The sequence below is a fragment of the uncultured Methanobrevibacter sp. genome, from assembly GCF_902769175.1.
Classification (GTDB): domain Archaea; phylum Methanobacteriota; class Methanobacteria; order Methanobacteriales; family Methanobacteriaceae; genus Methanobrevibacter.
This window is the reverse complement of sequence record NZ_CACXNW010000033.1, coordinates 1-24,125: the sequence shown is the minus strand read 5'-3', so window position 1 is coordinate 24,125 and position 24,125 is coordinate 1. Positions and strand designations below refer to the sequence as shown.

Annotated in this window: 23 protein-coding genes; 11 read left to right on the top strand and 12 right to left on the bottom strand. The window is 32.1% G+C overall.

From position 1 onward, the window contains the following. The 7 genes from QZV12_RS11310 to QZV12_RS11280 all read left to right on the top strand — a co-directional run. The coding region (locus tag QZV12_RS11310; protein ID WP_295621883.1) for a 4Fe-4S dicluster domain-containing protein at positions 1-496 on the top strand (496 nt) is incomplete at its 5' end. Positions 497-508: 12 nt separating this feature from the next. Next, positions 509-937, top strand: a complete 429-nt coding sequence (locus tag QZV12_RS11305) for a 4Fe-4S dicluster domain-containing protein (protein ID WP_295621878.1) — start codon at positions 509-511, stop codon at positions 935-937. 474 nt (positions 938-1,411) lie between these two features. After that, a complete protein-coding gene (locus tag QZV12_RS11300) occupies positions 1,412-3,118 on the top strand; it encodes a hypothetical protein (RefSeq protein WP_295621875.1) in 1,707 nt (568 codons plus the stop codon). A 558-nt stretch (positions 3,119-3,676) separates the two neighbouring features. Then, positions 3,677-4,141, top strand: coding sequence for a hypothetical protein (locus QZV12_RS11295; protein WP_295621872.1), 465 nt, complete (start codon positions 3,677-3,679; stop codon positions 4,139-4,141). Positions 4,142-4,396: 255 nt separating this feature from the next. Further along, on the top strand, positions 4,397-5,341 hold the full coding sequence (locus tag QZV12_RS11290) for a phosphatase PAP2 family protein (protein WP_295621869.1): 945 nt from the start codon (positions 4,397-4,399) through the stop codon (positions 5,339-5,341). 308 nt (positions 5,342-5,649) lie between these two features. Then, on the top strand, positions 5,650-6,489 hold the full coding sequence (locus QZV12_RS11285; protein WP_295621866.1) for a fumarate hydratase: 840 nt from the start codon (positions 5,650-5,652) through the stop codon (positions 6,487-6,489). A gap of 38 nt (positions 6,490-6,527) precedes the next feature. After that, positions 6,528-8,126 (top strand): dihydropteroate synthase-like protein, encoded by a 1,599-nt coding sequence (locus QZV12_RS11280; protein WP_295621863.1) that lies wholly within the window; start codon positions 6,528-6,530, stop codon positions 8,124-8,126. A gap of 343 nt (positions 8,127-8,469) precedes the next feature. On the opposite strand, the gene QZV12_RS11275 is transcribed toward QZV12_RS11280, so the two are convergent. The 11 genes from QZV12_RS11275 to QZV12_RS11225 all read right to left on the bottom strand — a co-directional run bounded on the left by QZV12_RS11275 (position 8,470) and on the right by QZV12_RS11225 (position 19,427). Next, positions 8,470-8,784 carry a DUF389 domain-containing protein gene (locus QZV12_RS11275; protein ID WP_295621860.1) on the bottom strand — a complete coding sequence of 105 codons (315 nt, stop codon included), beginning with the start codon at positions 8,782-8,784 and terminating at the stop codon, positions 8,470-8,472. Then, complete coding sequence (locus QZV12_RS11270; RefSeq protein WP_295621858.1) at positions 8,744-9,112, bottom strand: DUF389 domain-containing protein; 369 nt, start codon at positions 9,110-9,112, stop codon at positions 8,744-8,746. The genes QZV12_RS11275 and QZV12_RS11270 overlap by 41 nt, the downstream gene beginning before the upstream one ends. A gap of 320 nt (positions 9,113-9,432) precedes the next feature. Next, complete coding sequence (locus QZV12_RS11265) at positions 9,433-9,831, bottom strand: cytochrome b/b6 domain-containing protein (RefSeq protein ID WP_295621856.1); 399 nt, start codon at positions 9,829-9,831, stop codon at positions 9,433-9,435. A gap of 368 nt (positions 9,832-10,199) precedes the next feature. Continuing rightward, positions 10,200-11,867, bottom strand: coding sequence for an Ig-like domain repeat protein (locus QZV12_RS11260; RefSeq protein ID WP_295621853.1), 1,668 nt, complete (start codon positions 11,865-11,867; stop codon positions 10,200-10,202). Between the two features lie 81 nt (positions 11,868-11,948). Beyond that, entirely contained in the window at positions 11,949-13,118 is a 1,170-nt protein-coding gene (locus QZV12_RS11255) for an Ig-like domain-containing protein (protein ID WP_295621850.1), read from the bottom strand. After that, complete coding sequence (locus QZV12_RS11250; protein WP_295621847.1) at positions 13,090-15,309, bottom strand: hypothetical protein; 2,220 nt, start codon at positions 15,307-15,309, stop codon at positions 13,090-13,092. The genes QZV12_RS11255 and QZV12_RS11250 overlap by 29 nt, the downstream gene beginning before the upstream one ends. 34 nt (positions 15,310-15,343) lie before the next feature. Then, positions 15,344-15,841: a hypothetical protein gene (locus tag QZV12_RS11245; RefSeq protein ID WP_295621844.1), complete on the bottom strand. Its 498-nt coding sequence runs from the start codon at positions 15,839-15,841 to the stop codon at positions 15,344-15,346. A gap of 149 nt (positions 15,842-15,990) precedes the next feature. Continuing rightward, positions 15,991-16,263, bottom strand: a complete 273-nt coding sequence (locus QZV12_RS11240; protein ID WP_295621841.1) for a right-handed parallel beta-helix repeat-containing protein — start codon at positions 16,261-16,263, stop codon at positions 15,991-15,993. After that, complete coding sequence (locus tag QZV12_RS11235) at positions 16,242-16,934, bottom strand: hypothetical protein (protein ID WP_295621838.1); 693 nt, start codon at positions 16,932-16,934, stop codon at positions 16,242-16,244. Before QZV12_RS11235 ends, QZV12_RS11240 begins: the two co-directional genes overlap by 22 nt. 318 nt (positions 16,935-17,252) lie before the next feature. Then, positions 17,253-18,035: a hypothetical protein gene (locus tag QZV12_RS11230; RefSeq protein ID WP_295621835.1), complete on the bottom strand. Its 783-nt coding sequence runs from the start codon at positions 18,033-18,035 to the stop codon at positions 17,253-17,255. Positions 18,036-18,266: 231 nt separating this feature from the next. Continuing rightward, positions 18,267-19,427: an MFS transporter gene (locus tag QZV12_RS11225; protein ID WP_295621832.1), complete on the bottom strand. Its 1,161-nt coding sequence runs from the start codon at positions 19,425-19,427 to the stop codon at positions 18,267-18,269. 394 nt (positions 19,428-19,821) lie between these two features. Here QZV12_RS11225 and QZV12_RS11220 point away from each other — a divergent pair, with 394 nt between their 5' ends. From QZV12_RS11220 to thiS, 4 genes are all read left to right on the top strand, one after another. Then, positions 19,822-20,694, top strand: coding sequence for a MoxR family ATPase (locus QZV12_RS11220; RefSeq protein WP_295621829.1), 873 nt, complete (start codon positions 19,822-19,824; stop codon positions 20,692-20,694). A 126-nt stretch (positions 20,695-20,820) separates the two neighbouring features. Further along, positions 20,821-21,981 carry a VWA domain-containing protein gene (locus QZV12_RS11215; RefSeq protein WP_295621826.1) on the top strand — a complete coding sequence of 387 codons (1,161 nt, stop codon included), beginning with the start codon at positions 20,821-20,823 and terminating at the stop codon, positions 21,979-21,981. Positions 21,982-22,195: 214 nt separating this feature from the next. Continuing rightward, complete coding sequence (locus tag QZV12_RS11210) at positions 22,196-23,116, top strand: TIGR00269 family protein (RefSeq protein ID WP_295621824.1); 921 nt, start codon at positions 22,196-22,198, stop codon at positions 23,114-23,116. A gap of 226 nt (positions 23,117-23,342) precedes the next feature. Then, positions 23,343-23,543, top strand: a complete 201-nt coding sequence (gene thiS / locus QZV12_RS11205; RefSeq protein WP_295621821.1) for a sulfur carrier protein ThiS — start codon at positions 23,343-23,345, stop codon at positions 23,541-23,543. Between the two features lie 356 nt (positions 23,544-23,899). Here the strand turns inward: thiS and QZV12_RS11200 are convergent. Further along, positions 23,900-24,125 (bottom strand): Ig-like domain-containing protein (locus tag QZV12_RS11200; RefSeq protein WP_295621818.1); only part of this gene is annotated, 226 nt, incomplete at its 5' end.

Sequence of the window (24,125 nt, the reverse complement as noted above, 5' to 3'; positions counted from 1 at the left end):
GAAATTAATAGTAGATAATGAATTATGTGATGGATGCCAGGATTGCGAAAAAGCATGTGAAGGAGTCCATGGAGTTCCTAGAATCACTATTCATGAATTTGACGGTTCCTATTTCCCTATTCGTTGTCAACAATGTGAGGATGCTCCATGTGAGATCATTTGTCCAACAGGTGCAATGAGCAATTTAGGAGTAGATGTAACTAAATGTATTGCTTGTGGTTTCTGTGCAATGGCATGTCCATTTGGTGCAATCAGCATTCAATATAGCAATGCTCACAAATGCAATCATTGTGCAGAAAGAGAGGAAGGCCCAGCATGTGTTAAAGCTTGTTCCAAAAGATCTATTGCAGTTCATGACATTGCTAATGTCATTAAGAGGAAACAAAGGGAACACATTGAAAAATTCTATGGCTTGGACAAACCTGCTAAGAAAAAAGGTCTTCTCAGTGTAATTACAACTGATACAAGAGCTAGAAAACCATTAGATGGAGACTAAGAGGTGTTGAATATGGATGAATTAAAAGTTAACCCAGAACTTTGTGTAGATTGCGGACTTTGTGAACGTAATTGTCCAAACAATGCAATTCGTGTTCATGATGGAGTCCCTTTATTCTGTATGCATTGCAGTCCTGAAAAAGCACCTTGTCTTGCTGTATGTCCTAAAGGGGCTATTGTAGCTTTAGGTGGAGCAATTACCATCAATCAGGATAAATGTATTGGTTGTGGATTATGTCATAGTGTATGTCCCATTGGAGCCGTCACCATTAATGAAATAGGTCAGGCTACCAAATGTGATCTCTGTAAGGACTATGACACTCAACAATGTGTTGAAGCATGTCCAACTCATGCACTTACAAATGATACAGAAAAGATAATTCATGATAAGCAGGACAAAATGTCCGAAGGATTTAAGAAAATTCAAACTTTATTGAATTAATCTTAATCCTTTCTTTTTTTATTTTTTAAATTCTTTTTTTATTTTTTCTAGTTTTTTTATAATTTTTTTTATTTTAATTTTGGTGATTCTTTTTTTATTTTTTAAATTCTTTTTTTATTTTTCTTATTTTAATTTTAGTGATTCTTTTTTTTAATGTAAGCAAGTACTTGCTTCCAAAAAACTTTATATGTTTTATTAAATAAATTTAGGTTTGAAATAAAATTTTATCTATAATTCAAATCTTGGAGATAAGATTTTATTCCATTAATTTAATTTATTTGTAGTATTGTTTTTTAGTGTTTAAAGATTATTTAGGTAAAGAGCAGATTCAAAACTTGTTTTTTAGTGTTAAAAGATTATTTAGGTAAAGAGCACATCCAAAACAAGATTTAGGTATACCTAAATTTTTAAGTATGGGGAATAGGTAATAAAAAATGGCAAGATTTTTATGCCAAAAAAATGAGGGTGAAAAGTATGAAATCTATAAAAAACATTTCGTTGTTTTTATTTTTATTTACGATTTTGTTTATTTCTGTCATGTCAGCAAGCACTGTTGATATGAATGATTCAGTTTGCTCTGATGGGGGTTCTCTTATCCCAGCAAATGATGTTGATGTAAAAGATTCTACAAATTCCCATACAGATATTGATTCAAGCAATTTAGGGGATATTTGTGATTTGAATCGGGAAGATAATGGAGGAAAAAGTTTACAGCTTTCTGTAAGTGAAGGAAGCAGCGACCTGGAAAGCGGTTCAATTGATGATTGTGAAAATTTTGATTTAAATGAAATGACCAGTTCTGCAAGTGATTTTAATGGTGCAATCGATGCAAATGATTTACAGGTCATAAGCGATTCTACAACTGATTTGCATGGCTTGACCAATACCGCTGATTTACAGGTCAAAACTGATTCTACAAGTGATTTTAATGGTGTAGGCAATTCCACAGATTATATAGTTACTCAAACATCAGACAATACATTTTTAATAACATATTCAGACAATACTACCTCAAGCATATGTAGGTTGGGAATTTGTGATTTGGATAGCTTTAAGAAAGTAAGTTCTTTAATTTCAAACAATAATGTTGCCTATGATATTCTGATTATTGAATTTGAAGAGAATTTAAGGCTTGCAATTGATCCTTGGTCTAATGAGCTATTAAGCCCAAAGAATTTTAAAACAGTTATGATTAATGGTCATGGAGCAACAATATCTGTTAAAAATCCTAAAAAGTATCAGATATATCATTTTCTAGGAATTGCCTCTTCAACATGCTTGGCATTAAATAACATTACCTTAAAATCTTTCAACACTGCAATATTAAACTATGGACAATGCCAATTGAAAAATGTTAATTTTGAAGATAATGTTATAGATTTTAGAATTATAGAGGATCCATTCCCGTCTCCACTTGGACTGCCAAGTCAAGAGTATTATGAACAATTCGTAGATCACAAAGGTGAGCATGATGGTGGTGCAATAAGAAATTTCGGTATTCTTGAATGTGATTCCTGTTCATTTATCGATAATCTTGCACACAATGGTGGCGCTTTATACAATGAAGTTGGGACACAATCTACTTTAATCAACTGTATCTTCGAGGGAAATAAGGTTTATTTGCAAACTAATCCCGATTCCTTTTCAAAGCCGGAATATGCATATGATTATGATGGAGGATTTGGTGGGGATGCCCGAGATAAATTGAGATTAGGTTCCTATACTGGTTTTGATTCCACTAACAACTATGATATTTATACTCCTCAAATGGCAAGTTGCCTAGTTTATAGTGATAAGGATACTATTTATTCTGTATGTATCAACAGCACTGCGGATTTATTAAATTTCATTAAAAATGAAAAGGACATCAAATATATGAAATTCTGCATTTTGAATTTCTTACCAAATGTGACATATGACCTCAGTCCCGATTTTGAGGCTATGAGTTTCAAAAACATTGAAATTCTCTATATTATCGGTAATGGTGCTACAATCAATGTGAAAGGCAACAAGGATAACAATGAATGTCATTTTTTAGAAATTAAGCCTGCCAGTACAGTTGTAATAAAAGGCCTAACATTAAGCGGATTTAATAGGGCTATACTTAATAAAGGCACATTAACCATATCTAATTCAACATTCAAATCCAATAGGTGTGATTATATAACCTCTGAGGATTAGGGTGGTGCAATCTATAACAATTTAGGCCTATTATCTATTTCAGATTCAAGATTTGAGAATGGATATGCAAAATATGGAGGTGCAATCTATAACAAAAAAGGAATCGTAATTTCCAACAATTACAATTTCACAGCTAATTCTGCATATGGTGATGGAGGTGCAATATATAATGAAAATGGATTTTCAATCTTCCAAAACTGTATTTTTGCTGGCAATCATGCAAAAAATGGCGGGTCAATATTCAATCATTATGGTAAGGTATCTGCATTAAATAACATTTTCAATGGATTTATTGCCGATGATAATGGTGGTGCAATATACAATGATTATGGTGAGCTTGTATTAGGCAATGATACATTTATAAATTCAAAAGCTGGTGAAGGAAAGGATGTTTACAGTTATGGGGATGAAGCAAAGTATACAGTAGTATCCGAATCATATTCCATTCAGCAAACAGGAAACGTCATCAGCAATCAAACAATAAAAATTACAGAAGATGCCCCTAATGAATTTGTTAGATGGGGTATTAGAGTAGGTGAAGTTGTCTTATGTGTTGCATTGTGTGTAGCTTGCTCTTTAGCAGGAGTTCCAGAAGCCACTGCAGGGGTTATTTGTTTCCTTGGAGGATGTGTTTTAGCAGGTGCTGAAGAAGTAATTGAAGAATGCTGCTTCGAACATTCCTTTAATTTATGCAATGTTGTTGTAATGATGATTATTGCTGGAATGTTTGATTCAGTAGGAGGTGCCTTAGGAAGTTGGGTAGGTCTCACTTTCTTTTCAACAGCTACTGTGAAATTGACTGCTAAGGAATCCTTTAAATTATCTGCCATCTGTTTTGCAATTGAATTAACTGGTGAAATTCTGACTGAAACCCTTCCACGTATAGACTTTAGAAACCTTGAGATTCCTGAATATTTAAATGTTCCTGATATTGCGGGTAATGTTACAGATTTAACTATTGGTGGAAGTTTAAGAGATTCAAACATTTTCATTCAAACAGATTCAACTATTGCCCATATCTAACCGATTTGGGCATTATATTCAATCCTTTGTTTTTTTCTAAGTGATGGAGTAGGATATTTTTTTTTTTTTTTTTTTAATGAAGGAGTATGAATATTTTTTTTCTAAGTGATAGAGTAGGATTTTTTTTTTAATGAAGGAGTATGAATATTTTTTTCCTATGAAAAAGTATGAATATTAAATTGAACATATACTTAATTGAATTAAATATTTTTTTTTTAAAATGGATATGATAAGATTTTAACTAGTAGTGTTTTATTGTATATACAGTTTTTACGTGAGGCAAGTGGAGGTCTCTTTAATGACTTTTTCATGACTATCACATACTTTGGAAACTTACCGATAATTCTATTCTTAATAGCGGTAATCTATTGGTGCTTTGATAAGAAGTTAGGTGAATATCTATTGGTATCAATGTCTTTTGCACGTATAGTGGATGCATTTGCTAAAATTGTAGCTTGCGTTTATAGGCCATGGGTGGTTGATCCAAATATCCCTCCTTTGGAAGATGCATTGCCTGATGCAACAGGATATTCATTTCCAAGTGGACATGCAACAAGCTCAACAGTATTGTTTGCAGGTGTTTTGCTTAAAAAGAAAAATATTGTAACAAGCTTAAAGGTATTGTTGGTAGCTAGCTTTTTGCTCATATGCTTTAGCCGTCTTTATGTTGGAGTTCACTCAGTTTTAGATATGGTCTTTGGATTCATATTCTCTTTAATCGTTTTGATAATTGTTGGAAAGGTATTTGATAAGTATGAAGACAATCCTAACTTTGACTTGATGGTTTTAGCTGCAGGTATTATATTTTCAATTCTTTTAATATTGTACTCTACATATAAGGCTTACCCAATGGATTATGATGCAGCAGGCAAATTAATTGTAGACCCTGCTAAAATGGCACTTGAATCTTTTAAGAATGCAGGATTTTCAATTGGAATACTTCTTTCATGGGTGATTGAAAGACGATTCATCAATTTCTCAACTGAAGGTTCAGTTGATTCTAAAATTGCTAGAATCATAGCTGGATTAATCGGATTAGAGCTTTTATATTATGTTATTGGTCCTAATATAGCTCCATTGCTTGGTAAACAGGTCGGCAGCTTTGTAGTTTACTTTATTTTCCCTGTTTATTTCATTGCAATTATGCCATTCTTTATTAAATTCTTCCAAAAACGGAGAAATGATGCAGAGACCGCTTAAATGATTTTGTGTTTCCTTTTATTAGGATTAAAAGAATTTAAATAAACTTTTATTTTTTCCTATTCGTTTATTTAAGTTCTTATTTTTTCTTCTTTTTAATCCTAAGATTTTCAATATTTAAATTAATATTTTTCTATTTTTCTATTTTTTATAATTTTTAATAAGTTTTTATTTATCCTTTTCTCATTTTTTATAATTTTTATAAATTTTAATAAATTATTTAAATAAATAAATTAAATATCTTATATAGATTATTTAAAAAAAATTTAAATTTAATTATTTTTCCTTAACTCAATTTATGTGATTTTATGATAACAGAAAAACAAATTGAAGATACCATTTATCAATTATACAAACAGGCTGCTATCGTTCTTAATGACGATGTCAAATGCGCACTGGAAGATGCTCTTAAACGTGAGGATAGTGACTTAGGTAAGCTAAATATTGAAGCTATCTTAAAGAATATTGAACTTGCAGAAGAAAAGTCAATTCCAATGTGCCAAGATACAGGTCTCCCTATAATTTTTGTCAAGCTTGGTAAGGGTCATGTTGAAAATCTTTATGAGGGAATCAAAAAAGGAGTGGCTAAAGCAACTTCAGAAGTTCCCCTTAGGCCAAATGTAGTTGATCCTATTACAAGGAAAAACTCTGGAAATGTGGGAGATAAGGTTCCTATTGTAGATATTGAACTTATCGATGAAGAGTATGTTGAATTTACTATCATGCCAAAAGGATTCGGATCTGAAAACAACAATGCACTTAAGATGGCACTTCCTGCTGAAGGAATCGAAGGAGTCAAGGACTTTGTTGTTGAAACTGCACTTAAGGCAGGTGGAAAGCCATGCCCTCCTATTGTTGTAGGTGTTGGAATCGGTGGAAGTTCTGACATGGCATTGAAATTAGGTAAAAAAGCACTTCTTGGAAAGGTAGGAGAACGTAATCCTGACCCAACTATTGCTGAAATGGAACTTGAATGTCTTGAAAGAATCAACAAGGATGGAAAAGGTCCAATGGGTCTTGGAGGAAGGACAACTGCACTTGATGTAAAGATTTTGAAAATGGATACTCATACTGCAGGGCTTCCAATTGGTGTGGTAATTCAATGTTGGGCAGACCGACATGCAACAGCTCGCTTAGAGGATAATTAACTTATAATAAATTTTAATATTTTTTTAAGGAGAATTTTATGATACTTATTATAACTGGACATTTAGCCTATCCTTTGGTAAAGGAAATGGCTGATAAATCAAAAAAGGAAACCGTAGTGCATATAGCAGAGACACAAGTAGCTGCTTTTTTAACTCCTAATCAAATAATCAAAGAAATCCACGAGCATTTTGAAGATAGATTAGATGATATTGATTTAATTTTAGTTCCTGGTTTAATAAGAAAAGACACATTCCTCATCGCAGAGGAATTTAATATTCCTTGTTATAAGGCATCAACAGATGCAGCAGACCTTGCTATGGTATTGGATCTTGTAGATGATTTGGAATTGTCTCAGTCTACACCTGCTGATAAGCTTATAATTGAAGAGAAGAAGAAACAGGCTTTGAAATTCATCGAAGACTTTGAAAATGATATTGAAAAAAGAGATGAATTGCTTAAAAAGGAAAACAACATTCTTGTTGGAAAGCTTCCTGTTGGTGAAGACTTCCCAATGAGGGTATTGTCTGAAATTGCAAGTGCTCCTATTTTATCTAAGGAGGATTTGATTAAGAAGGCAGAATTCTTTGTAGCATCAGGTTCTGACATGATAGACATTGGTATGATTGCAGGTGAAGACAGATCTGATGAGATACCTGATTTGATTGATACATTAAGGCCGATTGCAGGAGACAGACCTTTAAGTATTGATACTTTGAATCCAAAGGAAATTGCTGCTGCAGTAAACCATGGAATTGATATGGTTTTAAGTTTGGACAATGGTAATTTTGCTGAGGTTTTGCCTTTGCTTAAGGAGAAAAATGTTCCAGCAGTATTGCTTCCTACAAACTTTTCTGAAGGCTTTGTGCCACACAGTCCTGAAGAGCGTGTAGAATCCATGCAAAAGCTTGTCAAGTCATGTGAAGGTATTGGCATGGTTTGTGACCTTATTTTAGATCCTGTAAACAGTGCAAGCCTTGTAGATTCAATTATTGCATTCCATGATTTCCATGAAGTTGACAAAAAGCCTATGTTCTTTGGTATAGGTAATGTTATTGAGCTTATGGATACTGATTCTGTAGGTGCAAATGCAGTTCTTGCAGGTATTGCAATGGAGCTTGGCGCAAGCATACTGTTTACTCCAGAAGAAAGTGGAAAGACTCATGGAAGTGTAAGGGAATTGGCGATTGCTTCTAAAATGATGTTTTTAGCTAAAAACAGACAGTCCATTCCTAAGGATTTAGGAGTTGGCCTTCTTGTATTCAAGGACAAGAAGAAAAGGTTTGACTTAAAACAGGAGGATAATGTTCCTATAGTCAAGCAGGATGCACCTATCAAGTTTGTAAGGGATAAGGCTGGAAGCTTTAAGATAAGGGTTGAACATGCAATATCAGTTAAGGATTCCTATATCGTTGCCACTCACTTCAAGAAGACAAAGCCTACTATAAGCTTTGAAGGAAAAAGGGCGAGTGAAATCTATGAAGAGATTATTGAAAAGGGTCTTGTAACTAGATTGGATCATGCAGCATATCTTGGTAAAGAGCTTGAAAAAGCAGAGATTGCAATGCTTACTGGAAAAGAGTATGTTCAAGACTTTGACTTGTTTAAAGATCCTGAAGAGTTTATCAAGCAAAATTAGATTATTTTTTTGAGATTTTAAGGTTTTTAAGAATTTTTAATAAAATTAGTTTATTTTTTTTTTTTTTTTTTTTTAAGATTTTAAATAATTTTTCAAATAAAAATAGTAGTTTTTAGGAGGCATTTAAACACCTCCTTATTTTTTGACTTTTTTTAATCAAATCCTACAGCATATAATAAACAGCTATAGTTTTTGACTTTTTTTTTAATCAAATCCTACAGCATATAATAAACAGCTATAATACTTGGTATTGCAATGAGGAGTGTATTACGAATCATTACGTAACGACGTATTTTCCATTCTCTTTCTGTCAATTCTTTCATTTTAGGGATTTTTAACAGACTCAAAACAATACATGCAGCAAGAAAATGAAGTATGCGTTGATTAAAAAGAGGTATCCTGCTCCAAGGAGCATGTCCCATCTTCCGTTTGCAATTGAATATCCGCAGGTACATAATGGTGGCATCAATGCAGTTGCAATTGCCACACCGGGGATAACAGTGTTTGTCTTATCAATTCTGGTTTGTCCGATAATACCTGCAAGCCCTCCGAAAAATGCGATAAGCACATCATAAAAAGATGGGCCTGTTCTTGCAAGGAGTTCTACAGTTGGCTCTTTAACTGGAGAGAGGAAAAAAATAGATTGTAGCTGCTGCAACACTAATGACAATCTGCATTCCAAAACCAGTCATATGGTTTCTAAGTAATGGATAATCGTTGGATACGCTTCCATATGCTGAAGCAAGTATACTCCCCATAATTGGGGAAATTAACATTGCACCGATAATAACTGCAGTAGAGCTCATATTAAGTCCAACAGATGCTATTACCATTGCACATACCAATACACACATATTGGTTCCTGTGATTATTCCTCCGTCCAATAGACGTGAACGTATTTCTTCATGTGATGCTGCATCCTCTTTTAATGAAAATGCTTTTTTTAAATGGTCTTTCATTGATTCATTTTCTTCTCTGAATTTCATATTATCCTATTCTTATCTCCAAAAATATTCTTATTCATATAAATATTTAATGTTAAAGTTAATTAAATTAACTATATCTTTCTTATTTTTGCATTGAATAAAATAAAAAGGATATTTGCCGAAATTAGGAATTAGGTGAAAAATAATGTTGATAATTAAAAATGTAGGAATTAAGAATTAGGTGAAAAATAATGTTGTAAAATTAAAGATGCTGAAATAAAAAATTAGATGAAAAATAATAGTTTATTATTAAAAATATATTAAAAAAAGCAGTTGTTAAATAAGATTTTTAAACCAAAAAAATGTTTAAAGGAAGAAAATTATTTTTTTAATTCTCTTGCTAGTTTTTTACGAGTTGTAATTAAATGCAATACTAAAAATATTAAGCTGATTACTGCAGTTGGCTTGTGAAGACTGGAAATTTTACGGTTTCCAATTTTTAGATCTTTTAATGATTTTTGGCTTGCAAAAATTCCAGATATGATTGTAATGAATAAAGAAGCAAGTAATCCTATATTTACAATAAGGCCTATAATTCTTTCAAGATTATATTTTCCTTTCCTAATTGCTTTAAAGTAGTTTTTATTATAATTTATATGCAAGATTATTAGGAATGCCAATCCCATTCCAATAATTTCATGAATTAAAATAGGCAAGCTAAGAAATTCCAATATGATTGCAACAAACATTAAGACGTCTACAGTAATTTTCTTATTCATCAAATCACACTCATATAAATATTTCTTTATCTTTCTATTTATATCTTGTTTATTGATTTTTATACTTGAATTTATTAAATTTCTCTTTAATCATCTAAATATTGGTGTTTTGGTTATTTTTCATTCAAAAAAAGTCACAATGGTAAAATATGAGAGAACAGTAATCAAAAAATTTTAAACATTTTTAAAAATTAAAAAAACTATCAAAATGAATATTCCTAAAAAACAGGGCTGTTGAAAACCTTTTTTAAAATTTTATTTAAATATTTTTAACCGTTATTTTTAAAAATTTTTATATAAATTCATAGGATTTCAACAAAGCCAAAAAAAATAAAAAAATAAAATAAAGACTTATAAAAGTCTAAATTTTATTTTATAACAAGTGTTGCGGTTTTTTTCACTGCAGAATATGTACTGTCTCCAGCATATTTTACTGTGAAACTATATGTCTTTTTAGCTGACAAGCTTACATTAACGCTTGCCACTCCCTTGTCATTGGTAGTTGCCTTATATATTTTGCCGTTTACTGTAAAGGTAACTATCTTGTTTGGAATCAATTTTCTATAGGAATCCTTTAATGTAGCAGTAAGGGTTTTAATCTTGGCAGCTACCTTATAGGATTTGTTTGGAACAGTTAAGGTAGGAGTCTGAACATTTACAGTAATCTTAGCTACAGCAAAGCTTGCATTGTGCTTATCATCACCTAAGTAACATATTGCAAATGTGTAAACTCCTTTGTATCCAAGGTTTATTTGGAGTCTTGCAGTTCCATTCTCATCTGTGACTATGCCGTCTTCTTCATCATAGATTACGCCATTGAATCCTATTTTCATAGGAGTGTTTGGCATTGGAATGCCATTTCCATCCTTAAGGGTGAAACAGAAGTATTCTCCGTTACGTCCATCTATTTTTGTGTCTATGGTCTGGGTCACCATATCATTGTATTCTATAACGGTAGCTATTCTATTTGTTTCAATGCTTGCAGTTCCATTTGTAAGAGGGACTTCATATTCAACCCCATCAACAAAAACCTTAATGAGCTCATTGATGTTCACATCTTCGAAGTTGAACTTGATTTCATCGTTGCTGACATTTAAGTTGCTGATTGTCATTTTAGCTACTCCATCAATGATTTCAGCAGTATAATTTATGCCATTGACAGTTGTTGTGATATTACCTGTTGCATTCTTGTTGAATACAAATTCCATAATGGTTTCAACCTTGGTGTCTTCAGTAACTTCAAATGACTTGTTCAATTGGGCAGGATTGAATTGGCTGTCACCCATGTATGTAATTGTGGCATCATAGTTTCCAATTGGCAATACAAAGCATTCGACTGCTTCTCCATTTCTTACTGGAAGATATATGATTTCTCCATCAATCTCAAATGCAATCAATCCATTTGCAGTTTCATTTACTTTAGCAGTAATGATCACTCCATTTCCATCAACATCAATATCCGCTTCAATTGTTGTGTTTTTCAATTCAGGAACCTTTTCTGTTATGATGAATTGGCAAGTAGTGTTTGCAGGATTGAATCTTCCATCTCCAAGGTATGTGACTTTGGCTGAATAGCTTCCAGCATCATAATTGTTGATGAATGTTGCCTTTGAGTCGATTATTGGAGCATAGTATTTTTTACCTGCAATTTCAAACTCAACAAATCCTGTTGCATTAGCATCAACTTCAACAGTGATAGTTACTGTGCTTTCGTTAACATCAGGTATTGCTTCAATTGTAGTGTTTAAGCTAGGAACAATTTCGATTATTTCACTTTGCATATCAAAGTCGTAATATTCGTCGCCGGAATATGCAGCAATTATCTCATAAGTTCCACGAGGCAATATTGTAGCAAAACTTATAGGGTCATTTGATCCTTTCAAGTCATAAAAAGTAGATGTATCATTGATTTCCAACAAGATACTGCCTGTAGCATCTGGATCTATATCAATTAAAACGTAAACTTCATTGCCACTGACAACAACAGATAAGTTGAGATTTGAATCTTTTGCAGCTGGTTTTTCAATGCTAATCATATTGCTTGTTTCAGCAGGGTTGAATTTCTCATCTCCAAGGTATGTAACAGTAATATTGTAATCGCCAGGTTCTAAAACTGTTTAGTAATAAGCGAAACCGCCATCCACTTTAACGTATGTTTCAGTTCCGTTGATGTCTATCATAGCAAATCCGTTAGTTCCCTCATCGAAAGTCATTAATAGCTCTAGAGTCCTTTCATCAATTCTTGTTGTAAGCTCTACAGTAGTGTTTTTAAGAGGGGTCTTTTCAACTGTGAAGTTTACGGTAGTTGAGTTAGATTCAAATTCATCATCACCTAGATATTCTACATCAATAACATGATTTCCCTCATCAAATTTGCCTTTAAATACGGCCTCTCCAAGGAATAGTTCGACATTGTAGGTGTTTCCATCAATTGTGAATGCCACATAACCTGTAGCGTTTTCATTTACATTTACAGTGATTTCAACATTGTTTCCGTCAATTTCCACTTTTGGAGTAATTGTAGTGTTTTTCTTGATCGGATCATTTACAACTATTGTTTTGACTGTGCTGTTTCCATTGAATACTGAATCTCCTGTGTAGCTTACCAATACATTGTAGGTTCCTGCATCCAATATATCATAATGATGAGCTTCTCCATTAATAATAGGCATGAATACAGAGCTGCCATTTATGCTGAACATGACAAGACCTGTTGCTGTTTCATTAACTTTAGCAGTTAAGAAGACATAATTTCCTGCAAGTTCAGCCACCACTTCGATTGGAGTGTCCTTTAATGTGGATGTTGAATTGGCAATGTACAATGAAATGGATTTGTTGACTTGATTGAAAACATCTGCCCTGTCAGTTTGATAAGTGATATTTACAATAGGATATCCTCCTTCAAACTGTTTTTTATAGCTTGCATGGCCGTTTGCAATGGCAACATATTCATTGTTGAATAGGATTCCTCCAGTTGCATCAGAATCGATATCAACGGTTATGTTAACTTCTGCACCATCAATGGTGTAATTAACCAGCATTGTTGGGGTGACCTTATCGACAGTGATTTTTTTAGTGAATGTGCTTCCATAAACATTGTCAGTTTCTTCATTGTTCACTGTTAAAGTGTACTCTCCACATGTCAGCAAGTAACCTGGAACGATTACTTCCTCTTCATCAACTTCTCCCTCTTTAATGGTTTCATTATTGCTGTTGGCTAAGCGGTATGTTGCAACAGTCTGATTAGTTACGTCTATCTTAAAATGCCAACTCTTCCTGATAACCAAGATTATCTGGAGCGTTCACATTGATCTTTGATTCATATTTGAATACTCTAAATGTCCTGTTGGCGGAACGGTCATAGAAATTGTCCCACTTGTCATGATACTCTACACTTACATTATACTCGCCAGAAGGATAATTGCTAAGGTCTATTTCTTTGATTACATTAGAACCAATCTTGAAAGTAGTGGTATTGCCATTGATGGAGACAGTCATAGTACCATAGCTCATATAAGGGGCTTTCTGTTGATAAATGGCTATTCTTAAATTTTTTGCTTCACCAACACGGCTGTCTGGGATCGGTTCGATAACTAAACGGTCCCCTTCTCCGACAACAGTAAAATTGCCTTCAAAAGTACTATGTCCATCGAATATGCTATATGTGTAGTTGTCTATTTTTAATCCTGTGTATTCATCCCCTTCACCATCGCCATAATACCTTCTTATATCTACGCTAATGCCTCCATGAGACTTTTCATACATTGTATATGAACCAAAATTAAATACGACATTACCATAGACTCCCTCACCGAATGTATAAGTTAGAGTAATGTAATAACTTTCAGCGACATCTCCTTTAGCAATAATCTCTGGAATGCCTTGTGCATGCAATTTATGTTCAAATACTTTAGTTTGAGTGAAGGATTTGTTCTTGTATTTGAGAGTCATTCCTATTGGAACTCCATACAAGTATCCTGATTCTCCAACAGAGTATGGGATAGTCGTATTGTTGTAAAGGGCTATGTTTACATCCATGTCTTCTTCAAATTTGATATTGTCTGTTGCATTCATTATGAAATAAACAGGTGGCAATTGACAGTTATCATCAACAACAACCTTATCCTGTGATTTGATGTATTTGGAATTCAATGAAATGAATGCATCTTTTGTATTTAGTGTGATATTTAGGAAGTACCATCTGTCTACATCAAAATCACCAAGAGCGCTAGGCTTTTCATTGTAATTGGTCCAGTCGTTTCCAAACCAGTTGTCATTAAAGTCAAAACCATATCCTCCACCATTTGCAACTACATGTCCTGGATTATTTACGAAAATGCAGTTGTTAACTTTAATGTCTGCACTGTCAAAATAGGCTACGCTTCCTAAAATGTTCTTTCCGTTTTCAAACACGAGTCCTGTGATTGTAACATGTGGCTTGGTAACCTTGAAAATTCTTGTTTGGCCTTTAGCATCTATTGTATTGCTGTTACCATTAATGGTGATTCTTTTATTGATTTCAATACCTTCAGTTATGGCCCCATCCACTTCTGGAGAGTAGATGTAATCTTTTGTTAAGTTAATCACATCACCTTCATTGGCTTGCTCGATTAAATTCTGCAAGTCTGTGAATGTTCCAGGTTTAACTTCAAGGGTTCCATTTTTTTCACCGAAAGCATAATAGGAGTCTTCAATATGCTGCAAATTATAGGTATAATTTCCATCATCGAAAGCGTTATACAAGAATAACATCTGTCCATTAGCGTCAGTTGTATATTCTTCTCTAAGATATTCCTCTGAATTCTTATCAAAAACGATTATTGTAACATTTTGGAAAGCTCCAATATTGGATTTGGCAATTGGATTATCGCCAGTATTTTTCCATCCGCCTTCCCAGTAGGAAACATTATTGAAACGGACTTCAGCTATGCCATCTGCATAAATTGCATGGATATAGTTTTCCTCACCTATGAAAGTGATATTCAATCTGTTGAAGGAAGGGTCATCGACAACAATGAATTCTTTGAAATTTGCCCTATTTTCTTCAAAAAATGAGTTTTGAATGCTGCTTGTAGCGTATCCCTCAACATATATTGCTCCACCTCTTTCAGCGATATTCCCTGTGAAATTGGAATTTGCAAGATCCAATGCATAATATGTCTTGAAGATAGCTCCTCCTTTTGAAGCGCTATTGCTTAGGAAATGGGCACTGTCAATTGTTGTTTCTGAACCATAGTCATAAATTGCACCACCATTTCCAGCAGAGTTGTTTATAAATCTGGAATTTTGACCTATTTTAGTGTAGCGTGGAATATTTTCGATAAGTATTACTCCACCATTGTTTCCTGCCTTGTTTCCAACAAATAAACAGTTAGCTATTATATTATTTTCACCACTTGAAATTGCAATTCCTGCACCGGAACTTGCTTCATTATACATGAATGTGGCATTTTCTATCTTGCAGTTTGATCCAGCCATTCTAATGGCTCCACCATCACTGTTTATTACACCATTAAGGAGAGTGATATTTAATAATCACATCATTAGACTTGATGTCAAAGATTCTTGACTGTCCCATTGCATCAATTGCATAGCCATTACCGTCAATGGTTATAGGCTTATTGATTATGATGCCATCAACTATACTATCTAAGATAGTATTATAAATTATGTTGGAATCCAATTTAATGGTGTCATTTGCAGCAGCATTATTAATCAATTCTTGTAGATAACCGAATTCTCCACGAGTTTGGAAATAACCACTGTAATTAGTTGGGAAAGTGTAGTTGTCCCCACTAAAGCTTAATTCATATTCATAGGTTCCATGACCATATCTGTTGACAAAATCAGTGTAATTGAATTTTGCCTCACCATTATCGTCAGTTTCGAGAGTATAGTTAACATCACCCTCCTTTGTCTTGATGGTCATGATGACTGTTTTGTTCTTTAAGGTATTGGTGGAAGGTACATTATTGGTATTGACCATTCTGGTACTGTCCCAATATTCCACATTATTTAACTGTACATTTCCTTTAGAATTAATTGCACTGATATAATTCTCTTTTGATTTAAATGAAATTGTGACAATATTATTGCCTGTATTGGCTGCATCGAGAACTCCTCCAGATTTAGTATTAGAAAATTTACAGTCAGATATTGTTAATGAGCATCCTCATTTTTTATATTGATTGCACTTCCAAAGTCATTACTGAGATTTTCAAAAGTACAATTTCTGATAATGATGTTTGATGCTGAATTAACAACTATTGCACCACCAGTGATATTTCTAAAAACACAATTTTCAAATTCCATGGTTGATCTGCAGTCAGTATCAACAAATACTCCACCATCAATACTATTTGTAAATTCTATATCTTTAAATAAAACATAATATGAGTTTTTAGTAACATTTACCAATGCAGACTTTCCCAAACCATCAAATACAATTCGCTGACCATTAAATCTAATGTCAAAATATAATTTACATTCACTGGTAGATTATTACCTCCTTCAAGAGTCAGTGGTTCCCCTAATGAAGTTATTAATTTAAGTCCTTCATTAGTAAAAATTAGATAAATCCCATCCTTATTCAGGTTTTTCTGATACCAACTAACAACAAAACTAATACCTGAAAAATTAGGTAATTGGTCATAATGGAGGTATTTGGTGTACTGGAGAACTTCATTGTCATCATTGCTAATTCCTAATAATTCATTACTTGCTCCAATATCTGATTCAGCTTGTTGGCTGATAGAACCGCTATCCGATCCAAGCACATCTTTACTTATAACAGGCTCATCATCCACTGTCTGCACATCATCATTAATTGATTGGTCATCATAAGCTAGATTTGTATCGTCATTTATGGCTTGCTCACCAATGGTGTCCCCATCATCAGCCTCAAGCACATCGTTATCCTTTTCAAGTTCAGTCTCTGTAGAGTGAACTTCCATTTCTCCTGTATTGGAAGAAGTCACTTCTTCAATGTTGGATACATCAGTTTCCAATGTTGAATTGTCATTAATGTCTTGTGATGCACTTACACAAGTCATGCTCAATAATATTAACATTATCAAACCAATGATCAAAATTTTATTTTTCATCTTCATTTTTTCACACCATAACTTAATTAAGTTAATATATTATATATTATATTTTTATGATATAAAAAAATTAATCATTTATTGTTGTGAATAAAAAATTCGGATTTGTAAAATAAGTTTTAAAAAAATTTTGATAATAATAAGCTTGTTTTGAAGGAATTTGGGGGTTGTTTCTCCATAAATATAAAGTTCTTAAAAAAATTTTATAAAAGTGAAAAAGTTTTAAAGTTCTTAATAAAAATTTAAAAAAGTAAAAAAAGCAAAGAAGTTTTCAATTTAAATAATAAAAAAAAATGGTAAAAAGGAAATTAGTTAAACTTATGTTTTAATTATGTAACTCTTAAGTTTCATAACTATATTTTTGTTTAAGGTATCCATGTGGAATAAGTTCATTTTCAAGTCGTTACCCTGTTTTCCATCTTTTATTTCATGGATAGTGTCAATTATTTCACCACAGCTTACACCAACTCTAAATGCCATAAGGCTTACACTAGCAGTACCATAATTAGCACCTACATATTCCACTAGCTCTGGTGTGACACCATGAGGAGTATAGACTTCCATGTGCATATTGATATAAGATTGTTCTGTAGTGTTGAAATCAGTAACAATGTTTGCATTTGTACAATCAATTTCTTGTTCTAATGCTTCATCTTTTTCTTCAAGAGCTAATCTGGATTTTTCACCAATTTTGCCTGATCTTATATCTTGAAGCATCTTTAAAACTTGAGTCCTTTGTAAGTTCATTTTTCTAGCAATATTATCAAGGGTATTGTTTCCAGAGAAGCCTATAAGTTTTTGATATTCGTTATTGCTTATGGTGGAATTTACAGTTTTATTGGGTTTTTTCACTAGAATTTCCTTCCTATTATAATTTGGTTGATCCTCTGAAGAAGCTAAAATTCCTGATACTTTTTTTCCATTGTTTGGTTCATCATCCACATCTGCTATGATTGCATCAGGAGCATTGTCGGTTAAATCGACACTCTCCATTAGCACTGCATCATCAGCAGAGACATTATCAACATCAACTGCAGATATGTTGCTGATGCGGACTACAAAAAGTAATAAACATATTGTAATTAAAAATCTTTTTTTCATATATTATTCCCCTATATATAAATATAGGTTGGTTTGAACAATATATAAAAGTTTTTGCATGTAAGTGGTTACTTGTATTCTTTATTTGTAAAATAATGAGCATATGTTTTTTATTTTTTCAAAATAATTAATTTTTATAAGTTAATGGTGTTTAAGGCTTTTTTATGGATTAGTGATTATATGATTTTAAATGGTGTTTAAGGTGTTTTTATGAGTTTGGGAATTTATGATTTATGAGTATTTCAATGGAATCTTCATGACTTTGATTACATAAATCATCATGACAAATGCAATAATCAGGAAAAATGTTCCTCCAATGAAGATTGACATTATTCCAAATCCATCTACTAAAAATCCTCCTATAGCAATACCGAGAGCTATTCCTCCATTTAAAATGCTTAAGAAAACTCCATTTGCAAGTTCTGGACTGTCTGGAATGACTGAAGCTTCAATATATTGTATAAGATTGTATCCCATTCCATCAAGAATTCCAAATATCAATACCAGTATTATTACTGGAATGAGATAATTTGCAGATAGGTATAATGATACAAAGGTTATTATGCAGGTTAATTGGAAAAGGATAAGTGTTGCATTGTCCTTTTTAGCTATTAATTTTCCTCCAAGCCAAGTGCCGAATATTGAAAACAATCCATAGACAAATAATAATAAGCTTAATTTATATGTGTAGATATGGCTGACTAGCTGTAGGAATAAAGGCTGGTAATTGTAGACAATGCTTGCTCCGATAGGCATCATAAGGATTCCAAGTGTTCCAAGGATGAATTTCATTGTCTTTAAGGATGAAAATGGCATATCGTAGCTTTTTGCCTTTCCTTCAATTCTTGGGAAGAAAATGATAATTAAAATTAAGGTCAGCAAATTGATTCCAAAGATCCAGCTCATTGCCACTTGATAACTGAATATTGTTCCAAGACCTGTTGTAATTGGCAATCCTATAATGCTTCCAACGGAAATTCCAAGAAGTATCCTTGTAATGTAATCCTGTTCCTCTCCCTTTGGAGCTATCTCTTCACATACTGTTAAAGTTATTGAAATGAATGCAGGATAGAATGTTGCAGAGAGTATTCTAAAAAATGTTGTAATGTAAATGCTTTTGGTAAATATGGTCACTATGTTGGATATTGCAAATACTGTTAAAATGCTTGTGAAAGTTCTTTTCCTTTCAAATTTTGAAAATAAAACCGGAATGAACAATCCAGTGACAGCTATTGTAAATGTGAATGAACTTATATAAAGTCCTGAAATGGCTATTGATGTATTGAAATACTCTGATATTTGTGAAATGATTCCTACAATGCTTAATGGAGTGTTTATTCCAAGTGTGGAAATCATTAGAATATAGAGAAGTATCTTGGGATTGGTTTTCATGGTTTATTTTCCTTTTTTTTAAATCATTTGAAAATTATTATTTTATCTATTTTTTATCTATTTTTTTGATAAAAATTATTTGATTATTATATTATTTATAACGTGTGTTATATATAATTTGATGTCTTAGAAATACATGGTGCAAATGCAAACTCCTCCAAATAGGAGAGTTAAAACAAAAAACCATGCAACTATTTTTTTCATGTCCATTTTATCACAGAAAAATTATTTATTTTGCTATTATTCTATTCATTTTATTAGTTTTTATATTATAAAACAATAAATTATTTATATAAATTAAACAAATATTTAATTACTATATATTATTGTATATGTCTAACAATATAAAAAAATTTTATATTTATTATTTAATTAACTAAAAAAGGTTTTTTAAATGGCAGATGAAGAATTAACTATAGATGAAATAGGAAAAAGTTTAGAAAGCGCTGGTTATATCTCCAATAATGAAATCAGTACTTCAGTGTTTTTATCCTTATCTTTAAACAAGCCAATCCTAATTGAAGGGCCTCCGGGAGTAGGTAAAACAGAGCTTGCAAAAGCTATTTCCCAATGTTTAGGAAGGGAATTCTTTAGGATTCAATGTTATGAAGGAATTACATTTGAACAGATTGTTGGAGAATGGAACTATCAAAAACAATTATTGCACTTAGAGGCATTCAAAGGAAGCCAAAAAGGTGAGGAATCAATATTTGAAGATGATTTCTTTATTAGAAGACCACTTTTAACTTCTTTTATGAATGACAAGCCATCACTTCTTCTTATTGATGAAATCGATAAGGCAGACGAGGAAGTGGAAAGCTTTTTGCTTCAGGCTTTAGGTGAAAAGCAGATTACTGTAAATGATTTAGGCACTTTTGACCTTCAAAATGATTTGATGGTAATTCTTACTTCAAATGCTCAAAGGAATTTGCTTGAAGAGACAAAGGACAGATGTCTGTTCTTATATATTTCCTACCCTACAGTTGAACGTGAAATGGCAATTGTCAAGGCAAGAGTACCTGATGCAGATAACGGATTGGTTAAAAAGGTTGTTAATAGGGTTCACAGAATCAGAACATTCAATCTAAATAAAAAGCCATCTGTTCGTGCTTCAATTGATTGGGTAAGTTCAGTTATGCACTTGGATAAGGATTATAAGAATGTTGATGCTGCACTTGAGGACAGTGTTGGAGTGGCTATCAAGACCGAGCCAGACAAGGCAAAGGTCATAAAAGAAATATTTAGAAATGAGTATATGAATGAATAGGATTTTTTTATTCTATTTATTTCATTATTTTATTAATCTATAAATTCATTAATATTAAGTATTTATTGCTTATTGCTTAATTAAAGAATTTTTTACTATCTATTAAGTTTAGTTAAAGGTTTTAATATGGAAGAGAAAATCGTAAGATTGTCAAATGATTTGAGAAAAAAGGGAATGCCTATCAGTATTAGGTCTACTCAATTTGCTATAGATGCATATAATCTTTTAGGAGAAGATGATGTAGGCACATTAAAGGATGCTTTTAGGTCTATTTATGTTAAAAGCAAGTATGACATTCCTAAATTCAATGAGTCATTTGATGGATTCTTTGCTAAGAAACAGGTTAAAAATCTAACTGATGAGCTTAATAGATCTTATAGGCCAAATACCATGAAAGGAAAGCTTTCACAGCATGAATGGAAAATCACCAAGCAAAAAGGTCAAGGTGGCAAACAAATTCAAATGGGTGCTGAACAGGCTATGGAATACTTTGCAGGAAGACCTATTCTTGAAGATAGGGACAAGGACCTTGCAAGAGACAATGACATATTGAACAGTGATTTGTCAAAGCTCAACAAGTATGATGAAAGGGTATTTGAATTGTGTGTAGAGCTTGGAAGAAAAATCGCCAATAAGCAGTCAAGAAGGAAAAGATTGGCTCGCTCCAATAAGATTGACATGAGACGTACAATGAGGCAGAATATGAAGTATGGCGGTGTTCCGATAGACCTTGTTCATGTAAAGAAGAAGCCTCATAGAAAACAGCATTTGTTCCTGAATGATGTCAGCGGTTCATGTGAATGGATAAGTAGCTGGTTTTTTATGTTGATGTTTGCATGTCAAAAGACATTCAAAGATTCAAGAATGTTTGAATTTGACAATAAGACAATTGAAACAACTGAGTTTCTAAAAGAAAAGTATATGGTCAATGCATTTGCTGAAATAAGATTGCTTCGTATGCGTAATATGATGGTTAGAGGAACCTCTAATATGTTCACTGCATTCCAATCCTTTATGAAGCAGGCAGATATAAGCAATAAGTCTTACATTATCCTATTGTCTGATTGCAGAGATTGGGCAGGGCCTAAGGTGAATGGTATACCTGCAAGTGTTGAACTTATTTCACAAATGTCTAGCATGGCTAAAAAGGTAGTTATCCTAAACCCTGAGGATAAAAAGAAATGGGATGTTGTAGACAGCTGCGTTTCATTGTATCGTGGCGCAGGTGCTCAAGTATATGAAGTGAGCACATTGAATCAATTAGCAGAATTTGTAGCAGATATGTAAAATGGTTTTAATTAGATTTAAAAATCATATTAGACCAAATCATTATTTTAATTAAATTTAAAAATCTATTAGTTAATTAAAAATTATTAAAAAATTATTAAAAAATTATTAAAAAATTATTAAAAAATTATTAAAAAATATATTTTAAGAATTTTAAAAAGTTTATTTGAATTTTATAAGAAAATTATTATATTTTAAAAAGGATGACTTTAATATGGGATCTTGTACTAAATGTGGAAATCCGAATGTGATTATAAAAAGAAAAGCTTCTGGACAGGCTTTATGTAAGGATTGTTTTATAGAAAGCATTGAAAAAAAGGTAAAGCAAACAATCAAAAAGGAAAAATTTCTTGAAAAAGGAGATAAGGTTTTAGTTGCTTTGTCTGGAGGGAAGGATAGTGTAGTTACTCTTGAAATTCTCAATTCATATGTTAAAAGGCATATCATTGAATTATGTGCTGTAACCATTGATGAAGGTATTGCAGGTTACAGAGAGGAAGGTGTTGAGATTGCAAAGGCACATGCTGAAAGACTTGGAATTCCACATAAGGTTGTTTCATTTAAGGAATCTTTTGGCATTGACTTGGATGAAATAATGAAAACAGAAGGCCATAGAGGCTCATGTACCTATTGTGGTGTATTTAGAAGATGGATAATCAATAGGGCTGCAAGGGAATTTGGAGCTACCAAGATTGCTACTGGTCATAATTTGGATGATGAAACCCAAGCTATTCTAATGAATTATCTGGAAGGAAATATGGAAAACTTGGCAAGCATAGGTCCTAAGACAGAATCCAATAGTGAAATGTTTACAGTAAAAATCAAGCCTCTTCGTGAAATTCCAGAAAAGGAAATTGGATTATATGCACTTGCTAAAGGATTGGATATTCATTTGGCAGGCTGTCCATATGCTCAGGAATCCTTTAGGATGGAAGTTTCCAATATCTTAAAGGACTTGACTAAAGACCATCCAACAATAATGTATTCTACACTTAGAGGATTTGATAAGATAAGACCAGCCCTTCGTCAGGAATTGCAGCATGATTATGAATATGACAGATGTGAACGCTGTGGTGAGCCATCTTCAAATAGATTATGCAGGGCCTGTACATTTTTAGAAGAATTAGGCAAATAAATAAACTTTTAAAAAAGTTTGATTAAAATAGTTTTATAATTTTATTGTATTATAATCTTAAAATTTTATTATTTTATTATTTTATTATCTTAAAATTTTATTATCTTATTATTTTATTTTTTAAATAATTATTTTAAACTACATGATATTATTAACAATTGTTATAATTTAAATATGATGATTTACAAATTAGTAGTGAAGGGATAAAAATAAAAATCGTGATTTTATGAGTTTTACATTAAAAATTAAAGATAAAGTAGAAGAAAGAGACTTTGATGGAGAAGTTACAATTAAAGATTTATTGGATGAAATGGATTTATCTTCTGAAACCAGGGTAACCAAAAAGAATGGTGAGATTGTTATCGATGAGGAAACAATCGAAGATGGCGATGAAATAGAATTTATTCAAATAATTTACGGAGGATAATTTTCCTCTTTAATCTATTTTTTCTATTTTTTTATTTTTAGGATATTTTGATTGTTTTTAATCTATTTTTTCTATTTTTTTATTTTTAGGATATTTTGCTTGTTTTTAATCTATTTTTTCTATTTTTTTATTTTTAGGATATTTTACTTGTTTTTAATCTATTTTTTCTATTATAAGATATTTTTAGCTTGTTTTCAATCTTTTTTCATTTTTTTAGGAATTTTTAACTTATTTTTAATCTAATTTTTCTAAATTTCAAGCTATTTTTTCAATGATTTCAATATTTTTTTTTTTTTTTTTTTTTTTTTTTTTTAATTTTTTTTTTTTTTTTTTTTTTTTTTTTTTTTTTTTTTTTTTTATTTGATTGTTAGTTTTGCTGTTTTGTTTGTTGCATTGTAGGTTGAGTCTCCAGTCCATTTGGCAACAACCGTATAAGTTCCTTTAGTGGTTAGGTTTACATTTACTCTTGCTACACCTTTGCTATTGGTTTTGGCTTTGTATGTTTTGCCGTTTACTGTAAAGCTGATCCATTTGTCTATAATGAGTTTTCCATTTTTATTCTTGAATGTAGCAGTCAATGTT